Raw genomic sequence first — 22,614 nt, 5'->3', positions numbered from 1 at the left:
GGTGCCCGTGCCGACACCGAGGAGGGGTTCATGCCCACTCTGGAAGCCGCCCTGCGGGAACGCGTCGACGGCGAGGTCCGCTTCGACGCCGGGAGCCGCGCCGCCTACTCCACCGACGCCTCCAACTTCCGGCAGACACCGATCGGTGTGGTCGTGCCCCGCACGCCCGAGGCGGCCGCGGAGGCGGTGGCCGTCGCCCGGGAGCACGACGCGCCCGTGCTCTCGCGCGGTGGCGGGACCAGCCTGGCCGGGCAGTGCACGAACACGGCCGTCGTCATCGACTGGTCCAAGTACTGCGACCGGCTGGAGTCCGTGGACCCCGACGCCCGCACCTGTGTCGTCCAGCCCGGCATCGTCCTCGACGACCTCAACCGCCGGCTCGCGGACACCGGGCTGCGGTTCGGCCCCGAACCGGCGACTCACGCCAACTGCACGATCGGCGGCATGATCGGCAACAACTCCTGCGGGGCCACCGCCCAGTCGACCGGCAAGGTCGTCGACAACATCGCCCGCCTGGAGGTGCTGCTGTACGACGGCACCCGGTTCTGGTGCGGGGAGACCGGTGACGCGGAGTACGCCGAGATCGAGCGGCAGGGAGACCTCCGGGCCGCCGTGTACCGGCGGTTGCGCGCCCTGCGCGACACCCACGCCGACGAGATCCGCCGCCGCTTCCCCGACATCCCGCGCCGCGTCTCCGGCTACAACCTCGACTCACTGCTCCCCGAGCACGGCTTCGACGTCGCCGGACTGCTCGTCGGCAGCGAGTCGACGCTGGTGACCGTACTGCGGGCGGAGCTGGAGCTGGTGCCGGTGGTGAAGGAACGGGCACTGGTGGTCCTGGGGTTCGACGGCATCGACCGGGCCGCCGACGCCGTACCGGAGATCCTGCCGTACGAGCCCATCGCGCTGGAGGGCATCGACCACTACCTCCTGCGCGACGAGCGGCTCAAGCACCTCAACCCGAAGGCACGGGCCCACATGCCGGAAGGGGACGCCTTCTTGATGGTGCAGTTCGGCGGCGACACCGTCCAGGAGGCGGACGAGCGGGCGCACCGGATGCTGGACGCGCTCCACGAGTCCGAGCACGATCCGGAGGTCGCCTTCCTCGACGACCCCGTCCACGAGGAGGAGTTGTGGCAGGTGCGGGAGGCCGGGCTCGGCGCCACCGCGCATGTGCCGGGCCACCCCGACACCTTCGAGGGCTGGGAGGACTCGGCGGTACCGCCCGAGCGCCTCGGTGACTATCTGCGCCGACTGCGGTCCCTGTTCGCGGAGTTCGGCTACCAGAGCGATGCCGGGCCCAGCCTGTACGGCCACTTCGGGCAGGGCTGTGTGCACACCCGGATCCCCTTCGACCTGTACAGCGCGGAAGGGGTGGCCGCCTACCGCCGTTTCATGGAGCGAGCGGCCGATCTGGTCGTCGAGTTCGGCGGCTCCTTCTCCGGCGAGCACGGGGACGGGCAGAGCCGGGGCGAGCTGCTGCCGCGCATGTTCGGGCAGCACCTGGTGGACGCCTTCGGCCGGTTGAAGGCCGTGTTCGACCCGCACGACCGGATGAACCCCGGGAAGGTCGTGGCACCGTACCGCCTCGACGAGAACCTTCGGCTCGGCGGCGACTGGACCCCGCACGACCCTCACGACCTGCGTTTCGGCTTTCCGGACGACGGGGGTTCGTTCGCCGCGGCCGCCAACCGGTGCGTGGGCGTGGGCAAATGCCGGCAGCTGGAGACCACGGGTTCCGTGATGTGCCCGTCGTACCAGGTCACGCGCGAGGAGGAGCACTCCACGCGCGGCCGCGCCCGGTTGCTCTTCGAGATGCTCGACGGCCACGGCGACAGCGCGGTCCAGGAGGGCTGGCGTTCGGAGGCGGTACGGGACGCCCTCGATCTGTGCCTGTCGTGCAAGGGCTGCAAGAAGGACTGCCCGGCCGATGTCGACATGGCCACGTACAAGGCGGAGTTCCTGTCCCACCACTACGAGGGCCGGTGGTGGCGCAGGCCGCGCGCGCACCTCTCGATGGGCTGGCTGCCGGTCGTGGCACGGACGGTCGGGCGGGCACGGCTCGGACCGCTCGTCAACGCGCTCACCCACACCCCGCCCCTGTCCCGGGCGGCCGTCGCGGTCGCGGGCGTCGAGGACCGCGAGGTGCCGCTGTTCGCCGGGCGGACGCTGCGGCAGTGGTTCAAGACGCGTGAGCCGAACGCGTCCCACGGCGACGGCGTGCGCGGCAGCGTGCTGCTCTGGCCGGACACCTTCACCGACCACTTCCATCCGCATGTCGGACAGGCGGCGGTGGAGGTGCTGGAGCACGCGGGCTGGCGGGTCGAACTGCCGGAGGAACCGCTGTGCTGCGGGCTGACGTGGATCTCCACCGGGCAACTCGGGGTGGCGAAGCGGGTGTTGGGCCGTACCGTGCGACGGCTGGCGGAGCATGTCCGGGACGGCGGGCTCGTCGTCGGGCTGGAGCCCAGCTGTACGGCGGTGTTCCGGTCGGACGCGGGCGAGCTGTTCCCCGGCGACCGGGACGTGCGGCGACTGGCCGAGCGGACGGTGACACTGGCCGAGCTGCTCACCGAGCACTCCCCCGGCTACGAACCGCCCACGGTGCCGGACCGGTCGGCCCGGGCACTGGCCCAGGTCCACTGCCACCAGCACGCGGTGCTCGGCTGGGACGCCGACCGCGAGCTGCTGCGCCGGGCCGGGGTCGACGTGGAGCGGCTGGACTCCGGGTGCTGCGGGCTGGCCGGCAACTTCGGCTTCGAGCGCGGACATCTCGACGTCAGCGAGGCGTGCGCGGAACGGGTGCTGCTGCCCCGGCTGCGGGAGGCGGAGGAGGGGGCGGTGGTGCTGGCGGACGGGTTCAGCTGCCGTACGCAGATCCACGAGCTCGACAGCGGGGGCCACGAGGGCGTGCATCTGGCGGAGCTGCTGGCGTGCGGGATTCCGGGGGCGGGAGGCAGCGCGTACGGGGTGGCGCCAGGGGTGCGACCTGAGCTGCCGGGACGCGGGACGCGGGCGCTCGCCCTGGCGGGCGCGGGGCTGGCGGGCCTGGCCGCCGCGGGGGCGGCGGCCAGGCTGGCGTGGGCGCGGCGGCCGGGCTGACACAGGCGCGGTACCGGGGCTGTGATGCGGCTGTCGCCGCGTGCGCGCGACACGCCTCACCGGCCCGCGGATTCAAGCCGCGAGATCGATGGCGGTCACCCACTCGACCAGCGTCTCCCGAGCCCGCGCGACCCGGGACCGCACGGTCCCCACGGGGCAGCCGATCAGCGCGGCCGCCTCCGCGTACGGCAGTCCCAGCAGCTGGGTGAGCACGAACGCCTCACGGCGTTCGTCGGGAAGCGCCTGAAGCAGATCGAGCAGGGCTATGCCGTCGTCGAAGCCCGGCAGCCCGCACGGCTGGGCGCGTTCGACGGCCGGCTCCCAGTCCGTCACATCGGCCGGCCGTGGTCGCGCCGCCGCGCACCGATAGCCGTCGATCACGGCCCGTCGGGCGATGGACAGCAGCCAGGAACGCGCCGAGGACCGCCCCTCGAACCGGTGCAGGCTGCCGAGCGCCCGCAAAAACGTGTCCTGGGCCAGGTCGTCCACGGCCTGCGGGTCGGCGCACAGATGGGCGACGTACCGCAGGACGTCACGGTGCAGGGCGCGCACGAACTGCTCGACGGCAGCCGGGTCACCGCCACGGGCGGCCAGCGCCCAGGCGGTGGCGGACTCGTCGAGCGCGGCTCGTCTGTCGTGTTCCTCACGCGAGACACGCGCGGCGCGCGCGACGGGCAGGGCAGAAGTGATCACCAGGTGTCCTTCGAGGTCATCCGGGAACGGGGACACAGCCGTACGGCTCGGAAGCGGGCGTACGGCAGAAGCCCGAGGCGCTCAGGGGCGGCCTCGGGTCAGCGGCTGTCTGTCAGACGACAGCGGTCCCCACGGGCGGACCCCGGGTGGTGATCGCGTGGACGAGAAGGAGAAGGCGCGGCGCCCGGCCGGCACGGCGCCGGGGCCGGCCCGGAAGCGGACGGTGCGCCGGGACCCGTACGGCGAGCAGCAGCCGCAGCGGGGCGGCGAGCCATCCGGCGACGGCGCGCAGGATCCGGAACGCGGCCCGTTCGCCGTACGCGAGCCACAGACCGCACAGCAGTGCGGCCAGCAGGTGGGCGGCGAACATGCCGAGGGAGGAGGACGCGGCGGAGGCGGTGTGGCCCGCGCCTATGTGTGTCATATCCATGGCGTCCATGGAGTGCAGGTGCATCGGCCCCATGGGCATGGACCCCATGCCGCCGCCGTCGGAGATGGTCGGCTGCGCCAGTGAGAAGCCCTCGTGGAGGGCGGCCTGCGCGGCGACGACCACGGCCACCACCGCCGGCAGCCCGCGCTCACGCCCCGCCAGACACCAGCCCGCGGCCCCGGTGAGAGCCGCGCCCGTGGCCAGTGCCCAGCCCGGTACGTGCCGCCCGGACATCAGAACGTGCCCCAGGGCGGCGAGCAGCACACAGACGGCCGCGAACACCGCGGCCCGTACCGTGCGAGAACCCCACCCTGCAGTCATGGCGTCACATCCTCGCATCCGGGCCCGGCCCGTCGTGCGGAGGTACGTGATTCCCCCCGCGCGGGGGTGCGCATACAGCCGCGCGGGCTTGCACATACAACAGGAAGCAAACATCCGGCCACACGACACGGCACAGACTTGGAACGAATCCATTTCTTGAACCATTCGTGTTTGTGGGGGTAGGTTGGCACCCATGACTTCACCGCAGCCTCCGACCACCGCAGGGGATCTGCGGGGGGCCGGCCTGCGGGTGACGGCCGCCCGCGTCGCGCTCCTGGAGACCGTCCGCGCCGGTGACCACCTCGGGGCCGACGCCATCGCCTCCGGGGTACGGGACCGGGTCGGCCACATATCGACGCAGGCCGTCTACGACGCCCTCCACGCGCTCACCGCGGCCGGGCTCGTCCGCCGTATCGAGCCCCCGGGCAGCCCCGCCCGGTACGAGGGCCGGGTCGGCGACAACCACCACCACCTGGTCTGCCGGGAGTGCGGTGCCGTCGCCGACGTCGACTGCGCGGTCGGTCATGCCCCCTGTCTGACCGCATCGGACGACCGGGGCTTCGCGATCGACGAGGCCGAGGTCATCTACTGGGGGCTCTGCCCCACCTGTTCCACCGCCCGCAAGGCTTGAGCACCAACCCGGAAGGATTCCCCTCATGTCCGAGAACAGCGCCGCTGAAGGCAAATGCCCGGTCGCGCACGAGCGCGCCGCCCACCCCACCCAGGGTGGCGGAAACCGGCAGTGGTGGCCGGAGCGGCTCAACCTGAAGATCCTCGCCAAGGACCCGGTCGTCGCGAACCCGCTCGGTGAGGACTTCGACTACGCCGAGGCGTTCAGCAACCTGGACCTGGCGGCCGTCAAGCGGGACATCGCCGAGATCCTCACCACCTCGCAGGACTGGTGGCCGGCCGACTTCGGCAACTACGGCCCGCTGATGATCCGCATGGCCTGGCACAGCGCCGGCACCTACCGCATCAGCGACGGCCGCGGCGGTGGCGGCCGCGGCCAGCAGCGCTTCGCGCCGCTGAACAGCTGGCCGGACAACGGCAACCTGGACAAGGCCCGCCGTCTGCTGTGGCCGGTCAAGAAGAAGTACGGCCAGTCCATCTCCTGGGCCGACCTCATGATCCTCACGGGCAACGTGGCGCTGGAGACGATGGGCTTCAAGACCTTCGGCTTCGGCGGCGGCCGCGCCGACGTCTGGGAGGCCGACGAGGACGTGTACTGGGGTCCCGAGACCACCTGGCTCGACGACCAGCGCTACTCCGGCGACCGTGAGCTGGAGAACCCGCTCGGCGCGGTCCAGATGGGCCTGATCTACGTCAACCCCGAGGGCCCCAACGGCAACCCGGACCCGATCGCCGCGGCCCGCGACATCCGCGAGACCTTCCACCGGATGGCGATGGACGACGAGGAGACCGTCGCCCTCATCGCCGGTGGCCACACCTTCGGCAAGACCCACGGCGCGGGCCCGGCCGAGAACGTCGGCGCCGACCCCGAGGCCGCCCCGATCGAGGCCCAGGGCCTCGGCTGGGCCAGCACCTACGGCACCGGCAAGGGCGGCGACGCCATCACCTCCGGCCTGGAGGTCACCTGGACCACCAAGCCGACCCAGTGGAGCAACGACTTCTTCGACATCCTCTTCGGCTACGAGTGGGAGCTGACGCAGTCCCCCGCCGGCGCCAACCAGTGGGTGGCCAAGGACTCCGAGGAGATCATCCCGGACGCCCACGACACGTCGAAGAAGCGTCGTCCCACGATGCTCACCACCGACCTCTCGCTGCGCTTCGACCCGATCTACGGTGAGATCTCCAAGCGCTTCCACGAGAACCCGGACCAGTTCGCGGACGCCTTCGCCCGCGCCTGGTACAAGCTGACCCACCGTGACCTGGGCCCGAAGTCCCTGTACCTCGGCCCGGAGGTCCCCGCGGAGACGCTGCTGTGGCAGGACCCGCTGCCGCAGGCCGAGGGCGAGGCCGTCGACGCCGCCGATGTCGCGGCGCTCAAGGCCAAGCTGCTCGACTCGGGTCTGACCGTCTCGCAGCTGGTGACGACCGCGTGGGCGTCCGCGTCCACGTTCCGCTCCAGCGACAAGCGCGGCGGTGCCAACGGTGCCCGCATCCGTCTGCAGCCGCAGGCCGGCTGGGAGGTCAACCAGCCCGACGAGCTGGCCCAGGTGCTGCGCGTCCTGGAGGGCGTCCAGGCGGAGTTCAACACCGGCGCCAAGAAGGTCTCCCTGGCCGACCTGATCGTCCTCGGCGGTGCCGCCGCGATCGAGAAGGCCGCCAAGGACGGCGGGTACGACATCGAGGTGCCCTTCACCCCGGGTCGTGTGGACGCCACCGAGGAGCACACGGACGTCGAGTCGTTCGCCGCCCTGGAGCCGACCGCTGACGGCTTCCGCAACTACCAGGGCAAGGGCAACCGCCTCCCGGCCGAGTACCTGCTGCTCGACAAGGCGAACCTGCTCGGTCTGAGCGCCCCCGAGCTGACCGTCCTCGTCGGTGGTCTGCGGGTCCTGGGCACCAACCACGGCGGCACGTCCCACGGCGTGTTCACCGACACCCCCGGTGTCCTCACCAACGACTTCTTCGTCAACCTGCTCGACCTGGGCACGGAGTGGAAGTCGACGTCCGAGGACCAGAACCACTTCGAGGCCCGTGACGCCTCGGGTGCGGTCAAGTGGACCGGTACCCGTGCCGACCTGGTCTTCGGCTCGAACTCCGAGCTCCGTGCCCTCGCCGAGGTGTACGCGAGCGACGACGCCAAGGAGAAGTTCGTGAAGGACTTCGTCGCGGCGTGGGTCAAGGTCTCCGACGCGGACCGCTTCGACCTGGTCTGAGACCGGATCTGATTCCGACCGGACACCGGGTGCGCCCCGGCCGACCCTCACGGGTGGGCCGGGGCGCACCTTTGTGCCGGGCGTCTTAGCTCGCCGCGTATCCCAACTGCCGCCGCATGTACGGCGTCATCAGCGTCTTCGCCTTGGCCAGCACCGACGTACGGCCGCCCAGCACCGCGCTCTCGCCGCCCGGCACCGGCAGCAGGGTCATGCCGTCGGCCCCGCCGAACGGCACGATGAGCGGGGTGCGATGGACCGGCTTGTAGTGGCGGGGTTCCTTGCGGTGCCTGCCGGAACTCTGCAGGTAGGAGCGGATGTTGTGGGCCGCGAGGTCGGCCTGGGCGAGGGCGGCCGGGGTGACCTTGACCTGGGTCGCGTCGCTCACGTCGCCGACCGCGAAGACGTCGGGGCGGCCGCCGGCCCGCAGGGCCCGGTCGACCTTGACGTGCCCGGAGGGGTTCAGCCAGTCGCCGTGGCCGCCGAGGCGCAGCCAGAGCGTGTTGGGTGTGGTGCCGGTCGCCCAGTAGGAGAGGTCGGCCTCCATGACGTTCCCGTACGCGTCGCGGTAGGTGCCGAACTCGAAGCCGGGCGACATGAACGAGTCGAGCCGCACCTCGACGTCATGGGCCTCCAGCCAGGCCAGCGCCTTGCGCCCGGCGCGCTCGCTGCCCGTGCCGTGCAGCAGTGACGGGCCGGAGTGGGCGAGGGTGACCCGGGCGCCCGGCCGGGCCAGCCGTATCTCGGCGCTGAGCTCGACCCCGGAGGGCCCGCCGCCGACGACGAGGACGTGCCCGGCGTCGGCGATCGCCCGCTGGTGCCCGGCGAACGCCTTCACCGCCTCCTCGGCGGTGGTGCCGTTGAAGCGGGCCGGTTCGGGGTAGTCGGCGCCGGTGGCGATCACCACGACGTCGTACGGGATGCGCTCCCCCGTGGCCAGGACGACCTGGCGTGCGTCGGTGTCGATGCGCAGTACCTTGCCGACCACCACCCGGCCGCCGGACAGCAGCCGGTCATAGGGGATGAAGGGTGTCACCGACCACTCCGGCCGCACCCCGGCCCGCAGTGCGGCGATCCGGTGGAAGAACACCTCCTTGCGGTCCACCAGCGTCACCCGTGTCGTCGCGTCCAGCTTCTTCGCCAGGCGGACGCCCGCGTAGCCGCCGCCGATCACCACTACGTCGCCGTCGCTCACACGACTCTCCTGTGCTGTGGGGGGGAGAGTCAGCAGCGTAACGCTTGAAGTTTAAAGTTATTGGGGGAACTCTGTGTGCGTTCAGTGAAGCGATGCCGCGAACTTCCCCAGCCGCGCGATGCCTTCGCGCAGTGCGTCGGCGGAGGCCGCGTAGGACAGCCGTACGTGGGTCTCGGCCGTGCCCACGCCGAAGTCCCGGCCCGGGGTGAGCGCGACGTGGGCCTCCTTCAGGGCGCGGGCGCAGAACTCCCATGACGTCAGGCCGGTTCCGCTGACGTCGAAGTAGACGTAGAAGGCGCCGTCGGGCGGCACGGGCACCGGCAGTCCGATCCGGTCGAGGCCGTCGAGGACGAGCGCGCGGCGGCGGCCGAACTCGGCGCGGCGCTCCTCGCAGACGGCGAGGGACTCGGGGGTGAAGCAGGCCAGGGCGGCGTGCTGGGCTGGGGTCGAGGCGCACAGGAAGTAGTTCTGGGCCAGGCGTTCCAGGGCCGGTACGAGGATCTCGGGCACCACGCACCAGCCGAGCCGCCAGCCGGTCATGCCGAAGTACTTGGAGAAGCTGTTGATGACGAAGGCGTCGGCGTCGAAGGAGAGGGCGCTGCTCGGCGGGCGGTCCTGCGCGTCGTGGTCGCCGAGGTCGAGGTAGATCTCGTCGACGATCCGCCAGGCGTCGCGCTCCCGGGCGAGGTCGCACAGGGCCGCGAGTTCGGCGGCCGGGACCGAGGTGCCGGTCGGGTTGGACGGGGTGGCGACCATGACTCCGCGGGTGCCGTCCGTCCAGTGCTCCCGCACGGAGGCCGCGTCCAGCTGGTAGCGGGAGGCGGCGGTGGTCGGGACGAGGGTGACCCGGGCGCCGAAGCTCTCCATGATCTGCCGGTTGCAGGGGTACGACGGGTCGCCGATCAGCACCTCGTCCCCGGGGTCGACGAGCGCGGCCGCGGCCAGCACCAGGGCGGCCGAGGCCCCGGCGGTCACGACGACCCGGCCCGGGTCGACCTCGACGCCGTGCCGCTCGCGGTAGAAACCCGCGATCGCCTGCCGCAGTGCGGGCATCCCGAGGGCCTCGGTGTAGCTCATGGCCCGCCCGTCCATGGCCGCGCGCATCGCCTCGACCACGGCCGGGGGCGCCCCGAAGTCGGGCTCGCCGAGGCTGAGCTTCACGACGTCGTGGCCCTGGGCCTCCAAGGCGGCGGCGTGCTTGCCGAACTCCATGGCGTAGAAGGGGGCGACGGACTCGGCCCGCTGTGAGATCCGCATGCGGCGACCTCCGGTTCGGCGACGGGTGGGACGGACTCGACCCTATGCGCTGGGCGGCCCTGGCAAAGTCCGGTGCGATGGCGCTCCGCTGGTAGGGCCGCGATGTGCCGTCGCTCGTACAGCCCCGCGCCCCTTACGGGGCGCGTTCACGTGTCGGGCAGTGATGCCGCCAGGTGCCCCCACGCCCCGTGCACCGCGGTGGCGCGCGCCGGTCCGGGCACGCAGCCGTGCTCGTCCGGCATGCTCAGTACACGTCCCGTACGTAGCGCTTGGACCGCCGCAGGTCCGCGAGGTACTCCGCCGCGTCGTCGTCGCCGCGTCCGCGCTGCTCGGCGATGACCCCGAGCAGGGCCGTCTCGACGTCCTTCGCCATCCGGGAGGCGTCGCCGCAGACGTACACGGACGCGCCGTCCTCCAGCCAGGAGTACAACTCGGCCGACCGCTCCCGCATCCGCGTCTGCACGTAGATCTTCTCGGCCTGGTCCCGTGAGAAGGCGAGGTCCAGCTCGGTGAGCACACCGCGCTGTCGGAGCTCCGTCAGCTCGTCCTCGTACACGAAGTCGGCCTCGCGGCGCTGGTCGCCGAAGAACAGCCAGTTGCGCCCGGAGGCGCCCCGCGCGGCCCGCTCGTGGAGGAAGCCGCGGAAGGGGGCGATGCCGGTGCCGGGGCCGATCATGATCATGGGGGCGTCGTCGTCGGCCGGGATGCTGAAGGCGGCGTTCGGCTGGAGGTAGATGCCGACCCCGGACTCCCCCACGCGATCCGCCAGATAGGTCGACGCCACACCCTCGTACCTGTCGTACCGCACGGACGCGACCGTGAGGTGGATGCTGCCCGGGTGGGCGAGCGGGCTCGACGAGATCGAGTACTGGCGGGCCTGCAACGGCCGCAGGAACGGCAGGAGTTCGGCGAGGTCCGGTGCCTTGGGCCCGGCGTCCCGGAGGAGGTCGAGCACATCCCGGCCCCACAGCCAGGAGTCGAGGTCCTCGCGGTCGCCGTGCGCGACGACCGCGGCCAGCTCACTGGTGGGCGCCCGCTCGACGAGCTCGGCGATGAGCTCCTTCGACGGGGTGCGGATCTCCCGTTCCGTGCGCAGGAGTTCGGCCGTCTCCCGGTCGTCGCTCGCGCCCAGGTGCTCCAGCAGGGCGGCGACCAGCCGGTCGTCGTTCACCGGTACGACGGCCAGCGCGTCGCCGGCCTCGTAGGTGATGCCGCTGTCGCCGAGGTCGAACTCGTAGTGGCGGATCTCCTTCGCGCTGCCGGGGGCGGACAGGAGACGGTTCGCGGTGAGGCGGGACGGGTACGGGGTGCGCTTGTTCCACGGGGAGCGGGGCTTCTTCGGGGCCTGCGCGGCGGCGCCGCCCGTGCCCTTCGCGCCCTGTGCGCCCGTCTCGGCGGCGAGCAGGTCCAGCACCGTCGTCGTCCACTCGGCGGCGGGCTCCTCGAAGTCCACGTCGCAGTCGACGCGGTCGTGGACCCGGGCCGCGCCGAGCTGCTCGAGACGCGTGTCGATGAGCTTCGCGGCCTGGCAGAAGTCGTCGTAGCCGCGGTCGCCGAGGCCGAGGACCGAGTAGCGCACACCTTCCAGGCGCGGGACGGTGTCGGACTGCAGCGCCTCCCAGAACAGCCCGGCGTTGTCGGGCATCTCGCCCTCGCCGTACGTCGAGGTGACGACGATGACGTGGGACATCGCGGCGAGCGCCTCGGGGGTGACGTCGTCGAGGGCGGCGGTGCGGCCGCCGAGGCCGCGGGCGCGGGCCCCGGCGACGATGTCCTCGGCCACCAGCTCGGAGTTGCCGGTCTGGGTGCCGATCAGGACGTCGATCGTCGCGGCGGGCGCGTCGGCCTTGCTGCCGCGGCGTCCGGCCGCGGCGATGCCGGCGATGAACCCGGCCAGCCAGGACTCCTGCTGGGCGGAGAACGGCGCGTCGGCCGGGATGAGGGTCCCGGTAGGGGGCATGACGGTCATGCGGTCACCGCCTCGGTCGGGGCCTGCGGGATGTGACGGCTCGCGAGGGCCGCGATGTCGTCGAGCGCCGCGGTCGCCAGCAGCTCGTCGAAGCGGGCGGCCCGGACCCGGCCGGCGTTCTTGAGGGTCTGGTGGACGATCCAGCCGTAGGTGCCGGGGGCGTCCACGCTGAGGTTGTTGCGCTGCTTGAGGGCGCGCTTGTAGTCGTCGAGGCGCTTGATCGCGATGAGCGTGGCCAGCTCGCCGTCGTCGAAACGGTCCAGCGTGCCGCGGAGATACTTCACGACCTTCTGCTTCACGAAGAAGTCCTCGGTGAGGACCAGGTTGCGCACGGCCTCGGCGACCTTCGGGTCCTCCGGGCCACTCGCGCCGGGCACCCGCTGGAGGGCGAGGTCCTGGGCGGCGCCGAGCACGGTGTAGGAGGACAGCAGCGAGAACATGTCGTCGCTGCCCTGGTCACCGAAGGCCGGGGCGCGGCCGTCGAGGATCGTGCGCTGGTCGCGGTAGTCGACCTTGAACGCCCGCAGCTTGTCCGTCGCGACGGAGGTCGCGAGCTCGTCGAGGAGCCGGCCCCGGGTCGCGGCGGCGAGGATCTCGGTGGAGTCCTGGTAGAGGAGGAGCGCGCGGGGCATTCCGCAGTACATGTGCTGCCGCTCGGTGTCCCAGTCGTGCAGCAGCCGGGCCGCCAGCTCCGAGCCGGTGGCCTCCGCGTGCCAGGTCAGCAGCAGCCGTACGACCTCTTCGTGGAAGGTGCCGTGCGCGGTGTCGGTCACCGGGAAGACCAGCAGCGAGTCGGCGCTCACCCTGCCTTCCAGCTCGCCGGACGGGTCGTACTGGTACAGGAACCCGCCGCTCATGCCGTTGCCCAGGCCCTTGCCGAAGCCGCCCAGGTTGAGGACCGTGCCGCCGGTCATGTACTCGCAGCCGAAGTCGCCGACGCCCTCGACGACCGCGGTGGCACCGGAGTTGCGCACGGCGAACCGGTCACCGGCCTCGCCCTGCACGAAGGTGCGGCCGCCGGTCGCGCCGAACAGCGCGAAGTTGCCGATGAGCACGTTGCCGCCGCGTTCGGCGCTGCCGCCGCCGGGGGCGCGGACGACGATCCGGCCGCCGCTCTGGCTCTTGCCGACGCCGTCGTTGGCGGTACCGGTGTGCTCCAGGGTGATGCCGTCGTTGCAGAAGACGCCGTACGACTGTCCGGCGGAGCCGGTGGTGCGGATGCGCAGGGCGTCGTCGGTGAGGCGGTGGCGGCCGCGGTCGTCGGTGATGACGGCCGGGACGCCCGAGAGGTCGGCGAGTTCGTGGCTTTCGTGGTTCAGGAGCCGCTCGATGTCGATGCTGAGCTGACCGCCGACCGACTTGTCGCTGTTGCCGAGCCGGATGCCGTCGACGAGCAGGGACGGCTCGCGCCGGTCGAGGAGCGCGGCGCGGACGCGCTCGATGAGGGCGTCGTCGGTGGTGAAGTCCTTCTCCAGGTACTCCGGGTCCGCGACGACCTTCTCGGGCACGCTCGCCAGCAGGCGCCGCACGTCCAGGCGCCCGACGCTCGCCGGGTGGTCGAGCAGCTGGAGCAGGTCCGTGCGGCCCCGCGCCTCGCGGAGGGACTTGAGACCGAGGCGGGCGAGGATCTGGCGGACGTCGTGCGCGATGTTCAGCAGGTACTGGGCCAGCGCGCGCGGGTCGCCCTCGAAGACCTCGGGGTTGGTGGTGAGACCCGCCGGGCACTTCACGTTGCAGTTCTTCGCCATGACGCAGCCGAGCATCATCAGCGCGGTGGTGCCGAACTCGAAGCTGTCCGCGCCGAGAAGCGCCGAGGTGACGACGTCGCCGCCGGTCTGGTGGGCGCCCGAGCAGCGCAGGACGACCTTCTGCCGCAGCCCGTTGGCGACGAGCGCCTGGTGGACCTCGGCGACGCCGATCTCCGCCGAACGCCCGGCGTACTTCAGGCTGGTGACGGCCGCGGCGCCCGTGCCGCCCGTGTTCCCGGCGACGTTGATGACGTCCGCGCCGGCCTTGGCGACACCGACGGCGATGGTGCCGATGCCCTCCGAGGAGACCAGCTTGACGATGACCCGGACGCGGGCCGCCTTGCAGTCGTGGATGAGCTGCGCGAGGTCCTCGATGGAGTACGTGTCGTGGTGCGGGGGCGGGGAGATCAGCTCGATGCCGGGGGTGCCGCCACGGGCCGCCGCGATGTCGACGGTGACCTTCGGCGCGGGCAGCTGACCGCCCTCGCCGGGCTTGGCGCCCTGGCCGATCTTGATCTCCAGCTCCTGAAGCATCGGGTCGGCGAGATAGCCCGCCCAGATGCCGAAGCGGCCGGACGCGAACTGCTTGATCCGGGAGCCGCGGATGGTGCCGTACCGGGTGTGGTGCTCGCCGCCCTCACCGCTGTTGGACATGCCGCCGACCATGTTGGTGCCGTGCGCGACGGCCTCGTGGGCGGTGGCGACCAGGGCGCCGTGGCTCATCGCGCCGGAGGCGAGACAGCGGGTGATCTCGTGGGCGGGCTGGACCTCTTCCAGCGGGACGCTGTCGGGGGCGTTCTCCAGGAGGCTGAGGAGCCGGGCCGCGGTGCCGGTCGCGGTGAGCTCGACGCCGTCGGCGCCCACCGCGAGGGCCTTGACGTCGCCCAGGTGCGCGAGGCCCTCGGCGAGGGCGGCGTGGCGCTCGGCGGCGTCGGGGCCGGGAGACGTGAGGCGCAGATGGACGTTGCCGCGCTCGGTGCGGGAGCCGATGACGCCCCGGACGGTGATGCTGGCGTTGCCGTCCGTGGAGAAACGGCCCAGCTCACGGGCGAAGTCCTCGGGGGTCCGCAGGCCGGTGACATCGGCGGGCAGCGCGAGGACGTCGCGCAGCGCGGCGGGGCGCCGGGACCGCTCCTCGTGGGTGGTCCGCAGGAAGGCCCGGTAGCCGGGGGTGATCCGGAACGCGTCGATCTCGGCGTCGCTGAGCGCGTCGTACCCGGTGTTGCGGTACGCGGTCTCGGTGATGCCGTAGGCGTCGTCGAGCTGGCCCAGGGTGAGCAGGCGCAGGTCGTCGGAGTCCTCGGGCTTTCCGAACTCCGGCTTCTCCTCGACCATGTCGCCGAAGCCGCGGACGGCCGTGACACCGAAGGAGTGCCCGGCGCCGTCGCTGCGCTCCTTGAACAGGCCGAGGAGCGGGATCTGCTGCTCGGTCCCGACCGTGCGGGCCCGCTCGTGCCAGTCCGTGGCGGCCTGGGCGATCCGGGCGAACCCGACACCGCCGACCGGGGCCTCCATGTGCGGGAAGGTCTGCGCGAAGATGTCGTCGCGGGTGTCGAGGTAGTTCGGCTCGAAGAACTCGCCGCCGATGTAGCTCTCGGCGGTGCACAGGCCGACGCGGCCCATGGTCTTGGCGAGGGACTTCTCGGCGGCCTTGCGGAACTTCTTGAGCGCCAGGTCGGTCTCGGTCATCTCACCGGCCGGAGCGGGTGCGCTCGGGTACTTCTCCTCGGCCCGGAGCCGGGCGCTGAGGCTGTACACGGCGGACGCGCCGAAGCCGAGCGCGGTCGCCACGTGGTGCGAGGAGGCCAGCTGGCCGCTCTCCGCGACGAGCGAGACGCGCAGCCGCAGACCGGTCTCGATGAGGCGCTGGTTGACGGCGGCGACGGCGAGGATGACGGGCAGGGGCGCGCGCGTCGAGGAGACGGCCCGGTCGGTGAGCATCGCGATGCCGCCCTGCTCGGACGCGAACCGCTCGACGTCGTCGCACAGGCGCTGGACGGCCGCGCGGAGCGCGTCGGCGTTGGCCCTCTCGTCGCCGAGCACCGGCTCGTAGAGCATCGCGAACCGCTCCAGGGGCACGATCCGCTGGTCGCGCAGCCGGACCATGTCGAGGTGCCCGAGGACGGGCGAGGACACGACGAGCTGGCGGCGGTCGGTGCCGTGGGTGCCGTCGGGCTTGGGGCCGAGCGCGACCCGCATGCTCATGCCGTCGGCCTCGCGGATGCTGTCCAGCGGCGGGTTGGTGACCTGGGCGAACCGCTGGGAGAAGTACTTCGCCATGCCGCCCTCGGTGTCGCTGAGCGCGTTGATGGCGTTGCCGTAGCCCATCGCGGAGATCCGCTCCGACCCGTCGGCGAGCATCGGGTCGAGCATGAACCGGAAGCTCTCCTGGTTCAGGGAGTACGCCACGTACCGGCCGGCGAGGCTCAGGTCGCCGTCGTAGCCGAGGGTCGTGGTGCCGCGGTAGTAGTCGGGGGCGGGCAGGTCGTCGAGGTTGACGCGGGCCCCGGTGAGCAGCTCGCTGTACGGGCGGCGCGCGGCGAGGGCGTCGAGGACCTCGCGGGTGCGCATCACGCGTCCGGTGCGGTGGTCCATGACGAGCATGCCGCCGGCCTCGATACGGCCGCGGTGCACGACCTCGTCGTCAAGGAAGGCGACCTGGCCGGCCTCCGAGGCCACCATCAGGTACTCGGCGGTCTCGACGGTGCGCAGCGGGCGCAGGCCGAGCCGGTCCAGGCGGGCGCCGACGACGTCGCCGTCGCTGAAGATGAGGGCGGCCGGGCCGTCGTTCTTCTCCTCGTAGAGGGAGAAGTACTCCAGCATGTCCCGGACCTCGGCGGGCAGCGTGTGGTCGTTCTCCCAGGCGGGCGGCATGAGGGTCACGACCGCCTCGACGATGTCGAGTCCGTCGTCGAAGACCCGGCTCTGCAGGGTCTGGTCGAGCCGGCTGGAGTCGGACTGCCCCGGCGGACGCACGATGCTGCGGGTCCGGGCGCGCGCGAGGGCCTCGTCGCTCAGCCGGTTCTTGCGGTCGGTGTTGAGCTCGCCGTTGTGCGCCATGAGCCGGAACGGCTGGGCCATGGTGGGGTGCGGCTCGGTGTTGGTGGAGAACCGGGTGTGGAAGTACAGCGAGCGGACCGAGTGCCGGGGGTCGACGAGGTCGCGGAAGTACCCGATGACCTCACCGGAGTTGAGCCGGCCCTTGAGCACCTGGGTGCGGGCGCTGAGCGAGAGCGGGTACAGCCCGCCGTACGTCGTCTCGTCGGCGTAGGCCACGGCCTCCACGGCGAGCAGCGCACGGTTGGCGGCCGAATCGACGTCGGCCCGCTCCCAGCCCTCCGGGGCCAGGAACACCCACTGCACGATGGGCAGTTGGTACTGCTCGGCGGCGGGGCAGGCGACGGAGTGATCGACCGGCACGTCCCGGACGAGCAGCACCTCGAAGCCCTGCTCGGCGATGCTGCGGCCCACGAGGTCGATCGCGGCGGCACGGCGGTCGCCGTCGACCGGCACGAAGCAGTTGGCGACGCCGAAGTGCCCGGCCCGCAGCGTCTCGCCGGTGATCGCGCCGAAGAACTCCACCGACAGGTCGACACTCACCCCGGCGCCGTCCCCGACGCCCTCGGCGGACTTGCCGCCGCGGTGCGGGATCGCGCAGAGCGCCTCGTCGCCCTTGCGGATGACGTCATGGCTCGGTGTCCCGTCGAGCCGGGTGATGAAGCCGACGCCACAGTCGCTGTGGTCGAGGGCAGGGTCGTACAGACCGAAGGTGCTGTGATTCAAGTGCGGGTCCTGTGAGCAGCGGGGTCCGGCTGGGGGTACCTCCCAGGCCATAAAGGTAACTGGGGGAGGACGGCCAGGCTGCGTCACTGAAGCGCTCGCCGCGAGCGGGGCGGTCCGGGGTACCGGCGGGGCCCTGGGTCATGCAGTTGTGAACGGTAAGGCTTACCTAATTCCTGCGCAAGTGTGCATCCTGCACATATATCGGAGCCTCACCTCAGCGATGGTAGGCGAGAAGGGCAAGGTCATGCCGGGGCGTCCACAGGCTGGTCCCCCACGGCCCGCCCCGCCGACTCACACCAGCCGCCTGATCTCCCCCCGCACCCGGTAGAAGCCCCCGGAGGAGCTGTGCAGCGCGTCCACCACATAGCGTGCACCCGGCTGGCGTATCGCCCGCGGGAACTGGACGTTCCAGCCCGGCTCATAGCCGTCGGAGACCACATGCACCCGCAGCCGGCCGGCCTCCTCGACGCACTCCACGACGACACCGCTCCCGGCCGCGGGCACCACGCTGACCGTGGGGACGGAGGCGGCGGCGGTCACCGGTGCGTACGTCGGCAGGGCGGCCGCCAGTTTGATGTCCGCGGCGACCGGGACGGTGCCCGACTGGGCGGCGGTGATCGCGGCCTCGCTCGCGTCGATGCAGGCGAGCGATCCGTCCGTGGAGACGATGTACAGCCGTTCGTCGAGGTACTGCATGGAGAGCGCGGAGCCGCCGCCCGTGCCGAGCTTCCACAGCCGGGTGCCGTCCTCGGTGAAGCAGTACACGGAGGACGAGGAGTCGCCCGCGAAGACGTACCGCCCGCCGGGGGACGTGGCGCACGAGTACACCGCGGCGTCGCACTGGTAGGTGGCCTCGACCGCCCCGGAGGACTTGGCGAGCCGCTGGACGACCCGCCGCCCCGTCCCGGCGTAGACGGCGTCCGCCTCCTGCCATCCGAAGAGCACGTTGCCGCTGGTCGTGGTGTGCCAGAGCTGACTGGTGCCGTTCGCCGCGTAGGCCGTCACGCCGCCGCTGTGTCCGTGGTACACGGCGCGGTCGTCGGCCCGCACCATCCACGCCTGCTCCCCGGCGGAGCTGCGCGACCACTGGAGCTCGTCCTCGTGGTCGATGACCGTCAGTCCGCCGTTGCGGTCGGAGACGTTGAGCACGCCCGCGTGGATGTCGAGCCAGAAGATGTCGACCGAGGCGGCGATGTCGTAGGCGGCGAACGGCACCTTCGCCGAGAGGTCGTACACCCGGCCGTCGTCACAGCCCGCGTAGATCCAGAAGTCGTCGGCCACCAGGCACTTCACCCCGTCGGGCAGGGAGTAGTGGGCCAGCACCTCGCCGTCGTGGCTCAGGTTGTAGACGTCGCCCTGCTGGTTGCCGACCCAGCAGCGGTCCTCGTCCACATGGATGCCGAAGGCCGAGGCGCCCGTGCGGAACCGCCACAGCACCGGGGCGGTCGCCCGGGCCGTGGACGGGGCGGAGGTGACCTGACGGCGGGTCACGGGCCGGGCCGCGCGCTGCCCTTGCACCGCCGGCGCGTATCCCTTGCGCACCTTCTCGGCGATCTTCTTCGCCGCCGCCGCGTTCGCCTTCTCCACGGTCGGGAAGGCGGAGGTCTGGCGCTGCCCGTCGACGCCGATCCGGCCGTACCGCACGGAGACGGTGGTCCCCTCGACGGTCACCTCGTAGAACTTGTGGGCACCGCCGCTCTCCTGGGACAGCTCCAGATACGTCGTGTTCCCCGACTGTCGTGACTGCGCAGCGGACACAGCACACCCCTCCCCAAAGGCCCGTTCGACCGAATCCGGCATGGTCGATCTCCAGTGATTCCAAGCTATCGGCCACCACTGACAACGCGGTCCGCGGCCGGATCCGGGCGGGCGCGGGAGGGGCGGGCTCGGGAGGGAGGCCCGCTCAGCCGAACCGCAGGACGCGCGGTACGAACGTGCCCTCCGGACCGTCGGCGCGGCCGACCGACCACACCGTCGACGTGCCCGGCACGGGTGCGAGCCGCAGCACCCAGGAGTCGCCCTCCCCGGCCACCGCCGGTTCGACGTACTCGGTGAACGACTCCCCGTTCCAGGAGAGGAAGTCGGGCCCGGGGACCAGCGGCGGAGCGCTCCCCGGCGGACCCCACTTCTGCGAGCGGGCCACCGAGACCCAGCCCAGTGCGCCGGAGGCGGTGGGGGCCAGTGAGTCGACCGAGCCGAAGTCGGTGGGCACCGTCACGTGGTGCCACGTCCGTCCGTCGAAGCGGACCAGCAGCGGCGGGATCGGCCGCCCCGGCGGACCCCCGACGAACCCGGCCGTGCCGCCCGCCCACACCTCGGTCGGCGAGACCGCCAGCACACTGCCCACGGCCGAGCGCGGGAACCCGTCCACGACCGTCTGCTGCCATCCGGTCCCGTCCCAGTGCGACACGGCCGCCCCCGAGCCGGTGGCGCCCGCGGCCCACACGTCGTCGGCCGCCAGGATGTGCAGACCGTAGACCGACCCCGGCGGCACCGGCACGTCCCGCCAGCCGCGCCCGTCCCAGCGCAGCAGCACCTGCGCACCGTCCCGCGAACCGATCAGCCAGATCTCGCCTCCGCCGGCGACGGCCTTCGTCAGGACGACACCCCGCGGCGCCCGGCTCTCCCGCCAGCCGGTGCCGTCGTGGCGGAGCAGCCGGGCTCCGCCCGCCGAGTCGCGGCCGACTGCCCAGACCGCGGCCGGCGAGGTCGCGGCGACGGACAGCAGTTCTCCCTGCCAGCCGATCCCGGTCAGGCTCTGGCGCTGCCACGCGGTCCCGTCCCAGCGCAGCACGAGCGGAAAGCCCGGCGCTTCCCGCCCCACGGCGTCCTCCCCCACCGCCCACGCCCGGTCCGGCCCGAACGCCACGGCCTCGTTGAGCGCGGCCTGCGGGCGCACTTGCGCCGGTACCGGGACGTGCTGCCAGGACAGGGTGTCCGCCGCGGCCGGACTCATGAGGGCCACAAGGGTCATGGCGACGGCGACGACCGCGACGGGAAGCCGGTGCGCGACAGGACGTCCGCGTGCCATGGTCAGCCTCCCAGCCGCTCGCTCATCAGGTTCGGTTTCGAGCCGTAGATCTCGACCGTCCCGAAGGACAGCAGCGCGGACCCGGCCCTCGCCAGCGCACGCGGCTTGACGTCGATCGCGTTCATGCGCTCGGGGCCGTACGAGAAGGTGGTGCGGGAGCCGTCCACGCGCGCGTACTTCGACGCGAACGCGAGGTCGCTGGTCACCGGGATCCACAGCGCCCCGTCCGGGCCGCGCACCATGCCCTCGGTGTAGGTGTCGCCCAGCGGCGGACGGGCGGTGCGCCAGGCACGCCCGTTGAAGGTCATCAGGTAGGTGCGGGCCACGCCGTCGGTGTACTGGCTGCCGCCGATCGTGACCCGCCCGGCCGGTTCCAGCAGCATGGTGTGCACGTTGCTGTCGGCGGGCAGCGGCACCCGGGCGTCCCGCCAGGCGGTGCCGTCCCAGCGCAGGACGGTGGTCCCGGCGGTGCTGTCAGCCCAGGCCCAGGCGTCGGTGGCGGTACGCGCGGTGATCCCCATCAGATAGCGCACACCGTCCGGGGTGGGCTGGGTGCTCCAGCCGGAACCGTCGTAGTGCAGCACCTGCAGCCCGGAGCCGTCCTCCCCGACCACCCACGCGGCACCCGGTACGGCGGTGAAGTCCTGGTAGGTCCACAGGTCCCGGGGCAGCGGGAGGGCGCTCCAGCCTCCCGGGACGCCCGCCGACCGGCGCAGGATCTCCCCCGCCCCGGCCCGGTCGTGGAAGATCCACACCTCGTCCCCGACAAACTGCACCTTGCCGAGCCGGCCCGGCTCGGCGGCGCCGGGGAAGCCGGCGTCCCGGCTCCACGCCGTGCCGTCCCACCGGTACAGCAGGGGGCGCGGTCCGTCGGCGGCCTGCTCGTACCCGGTCGCCCATGCCTCGCCCGGCCCGCGGGCGGCGAGATGCGTGACGGTCACCGGCGGGGCCGCGGCCGGGACCGGCAGGGCCGCCCAACCCGGCTTCGCGACCGCGGCCGCGGGAACTGCCGGTGACACGACCGCCGCACACGCGATCACCAGGCAGACAAGGACCGTACGGAGACCGTTCATCAGACCCCCCAGTACGCGGAGGTCGCACCGTACGGTCGTCCACCCACCGGTGAACAGACGTCAACCGGCCATCACGTTTCCCTCCGGGGCCCGTGCGGCTCAGGGACCCCTGAATGCCGGTGACGGCGGGGGTCCCTGAGCCGAGGGTCAGCCGCGGGCGAGGAGTTCGAGCGTGTCGATGACGCGGTTCGAGAAGCCCCACTCGTTGTCGTACCAGGCGACGACCTTGACGTGACGGCCGTCGACGCGGGTGAGGGCCGAGTCGAAGATCGACGAGGCGGGGTTGCCCACGATGTCCGACGACACCAGCGCGTCCTCCGAGTACTCGAGGACACCGGCGAGCGGCCCCTCCGCCGCGGCCCGGTACGCCGCCAGCACGTCGTCGAGGGTCACGTCGCGGGCGACGGTCGTGTTGAGCTCGACGATCGAGCCGACCGGCACCGGCACCCGGATCGAGTCGCCCGACAGCTTGCCGTCGAGGTTCGGCAGCACCAGGCCGATCGCCTTGGCGGCGCCGGTGGTGGTGGGCACGATGTTGACGCCGGCGGCGCGGGCGCGGCGGGCGTCGCGGTGCGGGCCGTCCTGGAGGTTCTGCTCCTGGGTGTAGGCGTGCACGGTCGTCATGAACCCGTGCTCGATACCGGCGAGTTCGTCGAGGACCTTGGCCAGCGGCGCGAGCGCGTTGGTGGTGCAGGAGGCGTTCGAGACGATGGTGTGCACGGCCGGGTCGTAGGTGTCGCTGTTGACGCCGTACGCGAGGGTCACGTCGGCGCCGTCGGAGGGCGCGCTGACGAGCACCTTCTTCGCGCCCGCGTCGAGGTGGGCGCTCGCCGCCTTGGCCGAGGTGAAGCGGCCGGTGGCCTCCAGGACGATGTCGACGCCGAGTTCGGCCCACGGCAGCTGCGCCGGCTCGCGCTCGGCGGTCACCTTGATCCGCCGGCCGTCGACGACGAGGGTGTCCCCGTCGACGGTCACCGGGCGGCCGAGCCGGCCGGCCGTGCTGTCGTAGGCGAGCAGCCGGGCGAGGGTGGCGGGTTCGGTGAGGTCGTTGACGGCGACGATCTCCAGGTCGCTCTCGCGCTCCAGCAGTGCGCGCAGCACATTGCGTCCGATGCGGCCGAATCCGTTGATGGCGATGCGAGTCATGAATGAGGTCCCTTCCCTTCGCCACC

13 protein-coding genes are annotated in these 22,614 nt (G+C 72.1%); 3 read left to right on the top strand and 10 right to left on the bottom strand.

Annotated elements, in window-relative coordinates; translation table 11 throughout:
* Positions 1–30: 30 nt before the first annotated feature.
* Positions 31–3,102, top strand: a complete 3,072-nt coding sequence (locus PH203_RS05885) for an FAD-binding and (Fe-S)-binding domain-containing protein (protein ID WP_289917160.1) — start codon at positions 31–33, stop codon at positions 3,100–3,102.
* 72 nt (positions 3,103–3,174) lie between these two features.
* Here the strand turns inward: PH203_RS05885 and PH203_RS05880 are convergent, their stop codons facing one another.
* Positions 3,175–3,795 (bottom strand): sigma-70 family RNA polymerase sigma factor, encoded by a 621-nt coding sequence (locus PH203_RS05880; protein WP_289917158.1) that lies wholly within the window; start codon positions 3,793–3,795, stop codon positions 3,175–3,177.
* Between the two features lie 112 nt (positions 3,796–3,907).
* Entirely contained in the window at positions 3,908–4,546 is a 639-nt protein-coding gene (locus tag PH203_RS05875; protein ID WP_289917156.1) for a hypothetical protein, read from the bottom strand.
* 193 nt (positions 4,547–4,739) lie between these two features.
* On the opposite strand from PH203_RS05875, the gene PH203_RS05870 reads away from it, so the two are divergent.
* Positions 4,740–5,177, top strand: coding sequence for a Fur family transcriptional regulator (locus PH203_RS05870; RefSeq protein ID WP_289917154.1), 438 nt, complete (start codon positions 4,740–4,742; stop codon positions 5,175–5,177).
* 25 nt (positions 5,178–5,202) lie between these two features.
* Positions 5,203–7,389, top strand: a complete 2,187-nt coding sequence (gene katG, locus PH203_RS05865; protein WP_289917151.1) for a catalase/peroxidase HPI — start codon at positions 5,203–5,205, stop codon at positions 7,387–7,389.
* An 85-nt stretch (positions 7,390–7,474) separates the two neighbouring features.
* On the opposite strand, the gene PH203_RS05860 is transcribed toward katG, so the two are convergent.
* The 8 genes from PH203_RS05860 to gap all read right to left on the bottom strand — a co-directional run bounded on the left by PH203_RS05860 (position 7,475) and on the right by gap (position 22,588).
* Positions 7,475–8,581: an FAD-dependent oxidoreductase gene (locus PH203_RS05860; protein ID WP_289917149.1), complete on the bottom strand. Its 1,107-nt coding sequence runs from the start codon at positions 8,579–8,581 to the stop codon at positions 7,475–7,477.
* 81 nt (positions 8,582–8,662) lie between these two features.
* The gene (locus tag PH203_RS05855) at positions 8,663–9,838 is read right to left on the bottom strand and encodes a pyridoxal phosphate-dependent aminotransferase (RefSeq protein WP_289917147.1); all 1,176 of its coding nucleotides are present in this window, start codon (positions 9,836–9,838) and stop codon (positions 8,663–8,665) included.
* 244 nt (positions 9,839–10,082) lie between these two features.
* Complete coding sequence (locus PH203_RS05850) at positions 10,083–11,807, bottom strand: sulfite reductase flavoprotein subunit alpha (RefSeq protein WP_289917146.1); 1,725 nt, start codon at positions 11,805–11,807, stop codon at positions 10,083–10,085.
* Complete coding sequence (locus tag PH203_RS05845) at positions 11,804–17,338, bottom strand: glutamate synthase-related protein (RefSeq protein WP_289917144.1); 5,535 nt, start codon at positions 17,336–17,338, stop codon at positions 11,804–11,806. The genes PH203_RS05850 and PH203_RS05845 overlap by 4 nt, the downstream gene beginning before the upstream one ends.
* Positions 17,339–17,629: 291 nt before the next feature.
* The gene (locus tag PH203_RS05840) at positions 17,630–19,096 is read right to left on the bottom strand and encodes a WGR domain-containing protein (RefSeq protein ID WP_289917140.1); all 1,467 of its coding nucleotides are present in this window, start codon (positions 19,094–19,096) and stop codon (positions 17,630–17,632) included.
* A 145-nt stretch (positions 19,097–19,241) separates the two neighbouring features.
* Positions 19,242–20,369: a hypothetical protein gene (locus PH203_RS05835; RefSeq protein ID WP_289917138.1), complete on the bottom strand. Its 1,128-nt coding sequence runs from the start codon at positions 20,367–20,369 to the stop codon at positions 19,242–19,244.
* A 2-nt stretch (positions 20,370–20,371) separates the two neighbouring features.
* Complete coding sequence (locus PH203_RS05830) at positions 20,372–21,442, bottom strand: hypothetical protein (RefSeq protein WP_289917136.1); 1,071 nt, start codon at positions 21,440–21,442, stop codon at positions 20,372–20,374.
* Positions 21,443–21,589: 147 nt separating this feature from the next.
* Positions 21,590–22,588 (bottom strand): type I glyceraldehyde-3-phosphate dehydrogenase, encoded by a 999-nt coding sequence (gene gap, locus PH203_RS05825; protein ID WP_289917135.1) that lies wholly within the window; start codon positions 22,586–22,588, stop codon positions 21,590–21,592.
* Positions 22,589–22,614 lie beyond the last annotated feature (26 nt).

Origin of the sequence: Streptomyces sp. S.PB5 (genome assembly GCF_030403745.1) — a bacterium.
Classification (GTDB): Bacteria; Actinomycetota; Actinomycetes; order Streptomycetales; family Streptomycetaceae; genus Streptomyces.
This window is presented reverse-complemented; position numbering and strand designations above follow the sequence as displayed.